The organism is Pelagicoccus sp. SDUM812005 (genome assembly GCF_031127875.1).
Classification (GTDB): Bacteria; Verrucomicrobiota; Verrucomicrobiia; order Opitutales; family Opitutaceae; genus Pelagicoccus.
The window spans coordinates 1-4,661 of the sequence record NZ_JARXIA010000047.1 but is presented as its reverse complement, the minus strand read 5'-3'; the positions used below and the strand labels follow the sequence as shown (position 1 = coordinate 4,661).

The window sequence follows — 4,661 nt, the reverse complement described above, 5'->3', positions numbered from 1 at the left end:
GCAGCAAATCAAAGATCGCAAATTGGCAATCGATCCGAAGACTGAATCCAAGAAAAGAAAAGCCCCAAGCTCCAAGCTAAACCCAACTCTGAAGATGAAAAACTTAACCCCATCAAGTCGGTCCTCACAACTCGCGCAAGCGCTCGCGTGAGACCTCTGCGATATGCAGAACAAATAGAATGGTCTCGAATCTCATATTCTACGGATCCAACCTCGGTCTCGGGATCCTGTTTTCGTACTACTTCTGGGACAGGGAAGAAAGAAGCAAAGCGATGATTGCTTCGGCTATCTTGATACCGATTCTCTGGACCATTGTTCTGATAGCAGGAAAAGGAACCACAAATCTACTAGAAATCTATGACGCAGAAAAAATGAACTATGGATTTGTTAAGAATCGAGTCACCTTTTGGATGGTTCCGATGTTTTGGGCCATCTTTGCGTTTGGATGCATCTGGATTGAAATCGCACGAATAAGAAATAAAAAATAAGCATATCAAGTCGTGCGATACAACTCCGAGGGCTGCGCCCTCTCCGCGTATCCACTCGACGTTAGCAAAAAACTAATCATGAAACTAACAATCGCCCTGTTCATCGTATTCTCAACTCTATCCGTTAATGCAAGGGCTGGAGTAGTTTTCGATCAAGTCTCAGGAGTTGAGTGTACGACACAGCTCGAAAGCGAAAACTCTGCAGTCGAGGTCTTCATGCATATCCAGCAGGAGAGAAAATTGCTATGGGTTGCTCCGTTGAAGGTATTTACAGAAGATGAAAAAGGTAAGAAGATTACGACCATCATCTATAAGGCGGCAACACGCAGCCCGTCCCTTCCAGTAGGTCCACAGCTAAAGAAACAAAAAGAAGATGCAGCAAAACTAGGAGTCAGTCCTAATCCCAACCCCAAAGACCAAAAAGAAATAAGGAGAGTACTCAAGCAGTACGAATCGGTTCGCGACAACCAGAAACTATAATATGCTAACAAGTCGTGTCATACAATTCCGATAGGCTGCGCCTATCTCCATCGTATGCACTCAGCGTTCGAAGAAAAAAAAAAAGATGAGCTATCAGCAAGAGAAGCAAGAGGCCGAAAAGCTTCATCAAAAGGCATTATCCATGACAGACGATGAGCTGGTGGAAGAAATGTATCACGAGAGCCAAAAATCGTACTTTCGGGAATCAAGGAATGTTTCAGTACCATTGTCTCACTTCTCTGTTTTGTTGTCGCGATACTCCGAGCAAGCTAAGAAATCATCAGAAATAAATGAGAAGTTACAGAAAGCGACATTCTGGCTAACCGTTGTCATCGTTTTTCTCACGATTGCCCTTCTCCTTACGATTCCCCAAATAAACGATTTCATCTTTAGTGATTCCGACTACAACCCAAAGCAGACCCAAAACGACGATCCAAACAAGTACCCATCCAATCATAACGTATCCAAAATCAAATTGTTCGAACAAAACGTAGCTCACAATTCCGATAGGCTCCGCCTATCTCCATCGTGAGTACTTGGCGTTCGATAAGAAAAAATGAAGAGCATCCTACAGAGCCTCTTGAATAGAGCACAGAAGGGAAAGAACCTACAAGAACGGGCGTATGGGAAGTTTCCCGTAGAAATTGCGGATCAGTGCAAAGAAGAAGAAATCTCGGAGATACTTCAGCGTTTAGACGAACTAGGAATAGAAAAAGAGAATTTGCCTAACTGGGACGGCGACTCCCAAGACGACATTTGGCGGGTTCAAAAAGGATTCTCGGAGACTCTCGAAAGGCTAACAGACAAATACACTTCTCTGATCGTTCGAGGCCTCAGAAGTGGTGTGCCTGATACTACTTTCTGGATCGCTCATACATTCTGGAAGTCTCCGAACAAAAATGCGGTAGAAGCACTAACAGAATATCTCAAAAAAGACATAACAGAGCTGCACAGAAAGATTGCATCCGATGCACTTGAAGCATGTCGAAAACTAAAATGATCGAACCAGACGAGTGTGGCAACGGCATTCGCCGCGCCACCTCTTGACGTTGGACGAATCAAATGATCTATTGAAATGACGAAGTTATTTCATGCGAAACCACTGCCGAAGGGAAAAATTTTGAAAAACGACTACCGACTAAGACATAGAACGAATCAAGTAACAGATATTCAACTACAGATAAGAAAAACCCACAGCTAGAACTTCGAAGTCCAAACCTCTACCCTATCCGACCACAATTAAAGGATCGAAAAAGAAGACTAAACCGATCACAAAGAAGAAGATCCTGCTGAGACTGTTACGAAGAAAAGGATCCATAAGGGAATCAACTAAATGAAAGAAGAAAGATTGGTCCAACCAGGCATCGCACACAATGTCGGCAAACGCTCGCCCCTTTCATAACGACCCCATGAAAATAAGCCTCAACAGACTTGGAACCTCAACCGAAGCCGCCATCGTGTGGATTTGACGTTCGCCAAAATAAGAATGAATCCAATCGCAACATACAAAGAACGAAGACACGAAGGGAAACGCGACTTCGAGCTGTATCCGGATCGATTAATCATCACTGGAAAAAACTACCTTTCAGCGGATTTCAAGAGCGACATTCCACTGGACAACATACGACCCGAGAAAGAAATAGTATCAGGACGAAACAGTACGTTTAAAGCTGGTTTAGCATTTCCAGTTATGGCATATGCAGGCTGGAGAATTATGGTCGATGGATTCAACATCGATTCTTACGCTGAGGGTCCCATGCTCATGTGGGTTCTAGCACTCGTTGGAGTGGTTATGATTCTAACAGGAATAAGAAAAGAAGAATACACCTGCTTCAAGTCCGATGCTGGCGTCACTGTTTTAAATATCGCTAGGAACCGAAAAGGTGAGCGAGAGTTTGAGGAGTTCGTAAGCAAGCTGGAAAACCAGTTAAAAAAACAAGACAAAAAGGGCGAAATCGGGTAGCGAGAGGCGTTAACTCCCCCCGCTCCCACACCACCTGCCATGCGGATCCGCAGCCAGACTGATCGCGATGCTACGCAGTCTGTTTTAAGGCGGTTATACGCAGGAACCTGACGTTCCACCACTGTTGCCTGATTTCGATCAGGCCCTCGCTTTCCAGCCATTCATTGGTCAGACCGGCCTTGTATCCAAGATGCTTGGACACTCGCCAGTACCCTTTCGAGGTGCGGGCGAAGCCACCAGCCACATTGTGTTCAGCTCCCAGCTTGCGCATATTGAGGTATCGTCTTTTGGCGCATTTCCACATGCGCCAGTAGCACATGCGGATGCGTCTGCGCAGCCATTGGTCCATCGGACGCCAGACGCCGGAAAGGGCGCCCAGCCCGAAGTAGCCCATCCAGCCGCGTATGTATTGACGAATCTGCGACATGCGATAGCTCATGCTCACGCTCCAGTTGCGGTCGCTCAGTTCCTTGAGGCGGTACTTGAACTCCGCCATCGAGGCGTCGCTCACCACGATCTTGCGCGCGCGGAAACCGAAGCTAAGGTAGCTCAGTTCCCTTGCGCGGCGCACCGCGCTTTTCTCGCGGTTCACCTCCAGCCCGAGCCGCTTCTCGATGAAGCGGCAGAGGCTGGCGAACACGCGCTGGGCGGCTCGTTCGCTCTTGACCAGCACGACGAAGTCGTCGGCGTAGCGAACGAACCGATGGCCGCGCGCCTCCAGCTCCTTGTCCAGCGCGTCCAGCACCAGATTCGAGAGCAGGGGCGACAACGGGCCGCCCTGCGGCATCCCTTCCGGCGTATCATGGTAGGCTCCGAGCTCCACGTAGCCCGCCTGCAGGTAGCGCTTTACCATGCGCACGACAGGGCCGCCCCCGCCGAGACGCTCGCGCAGCGCTTCCAGCGCGCGCGCTTGCGGCACCTTGTCGAAGAAGGACTTCAGGTCGATGTCCACCGACCAGCGGAAGCCCTCGCGTTGGCACTGCTCGATGCGGCGAACCGCATCGTGTCCGCGACAGTTCGGGCGGAAGCCGTAACTGTTCGCGCTGAAGCTTCCGTCCATTACCGGACAGAGTACCTGGTGGATCGCTTGCTGCACGATCCGGTCGAAGACGGTCGGGATGCCCAAGGGGCGTCTCTTTCCGTTCCTCTTCTCGATGTAGGTCCGGCGAACCGGACTGGGGCGATAGTTCCCCAGATGCAGGCGACGCAGCAGGCCTTCACGTCGCGGATTGAACCACTCCATGAAATCGGCCAGGCTGACGCCGTCCACTCCTGCGGCTCCATCGTTGGCTTTGACGCGGCCGTAGGCCGCCTCGAGGTTTGCGCTGCTGAAGATCGCCTCCAGCAGCTCGGCTTGCAGCCGGCTGTATCGCTCCGGACGCCCCTGCCCGCGCGCCGGTCGGCGTTTATGGGTGGGTTCCAGGGGCAAGTCCGGCTGCCATGCGTACTTCGGGCCTTCACCGCTTCGTGGATCTTGGGCGACTCTTCGCTGGACGGGTGACCCGTCGGCAGCTACTCCGCTTCCGTCTCCGCGGCTAATACGCCCTCTGCTGACTCCTCCAACGCCGATCGCCTCGCCATCGCTGGCGCGGCCGCCTGTCGTTTCGCGAGCGGATTGAAGCTCGGACAGGCCGGCGAGGGAGGCCTCCCTGGATAAGTCGATACCCTTTCCCGACGCAACTGCGCCATTTACGCTTCCAGACTGACCTGATGGGCTTCGCGATCCTTGG

General features: G+C 51.0%; 5 protein-coding genes. 4 read left to right on the top strand and 1 reads right to left on the bottom strand.

Annotated features, from left to right (window positions below; all coding sequences use genetic code 11):
* Positions 1–566: 566 nt before the first annotated feature.
* From QEH57_RS24445 to QEH57_RS24430, 4 genes are all read left to right on the top strand, one after another.
* Complete coding sequence (locus tag QEH57_RS24445; RefSeq protein WP_309009431.1) at positions 567–968, top strand: hypothetical protein; 402 nt, start codon at positions 567–569, stop codon at positions 966–968.
* A gap of 85 nt (positions 969–1,053) precedes the next feature.
* The gene (locus QEH57_RS24440) at positions 1,054–1,500 is read left to right on the top strand and encodes a hypothetical protein (protein ID WP_309009430.1); all 447 of its coding nucleotides are present in this window, start codon (positions 1,054–1,056) and stop codon (positions 1,498–1,500) included.
* Between the two features lie 24 nt (positions 1,501–1,524).
* Complete coding sequence (locus tag QEH57_RS24435; RefSeq protein ID WP_309009429.1) at positions 1,525–1,968, top strand: hypothetical protein; 444 nt, start codon at positions 1,525–1,527, stop codon at positions 1,966–1,968.
* Positions 1,969–2,454: 486 nt separating this feature from the next.
* Entirely contained in the window at positions 2,455–2,931 is a 477-nt protein-coding gene (locus QEH57_RS24430; RefSeq protein ID WP_309009428.1) for a hypothetical protein, read from the top strand.
* A 70-nt stretch (positions 2,932–3,001) separates the two neighbouring features.
* Here the strand turns inward: QEH57_RS24430 and ltrA are convergent.
* Positions 3,002–4,661 (bottom strand): group II intron reverse transcriptase/maturase (gene ltrA / locus QEH57_RS24425; RefSeq protein WP_309009427.1); only part of this gene is annotated, 1,660 nt, incomplete at its 5' end.

What these genes read in the sequence shown, in the direction of transcription:
- QEH57_RS24445 (WP_309009431.1), top strand. Translation starts at nt 567, where the DNA reads ATGAAACTAACAATCGCCCTGTTCATCGTATTCTCAACTCTATCCGTT.
- QEH57_RS24440 (WP_309009430.1), top strand. Translation starts at nt 1,054, where the DNA reads ATGAGCTATCAGCAAGAGAAGCAAGAGGCCGAAAAGCTTCATCAAAAG.
- QEH57_RS24435 (WP_309009429.1), top strand. Translation starts at nt 1,525, where the DNA reads ATGAAGAGCATCCTACAGAGCCTCTTGAATAGAGCACAGAAGGGAAAG.
- QEH57_RS24430 (WP_309009428.1), top strand. Translation starts at nt 2,455, where the DNA reads ATGAATCCAATCGCAACATACAAAGAACGAAGACACGAAGGGAAACGC.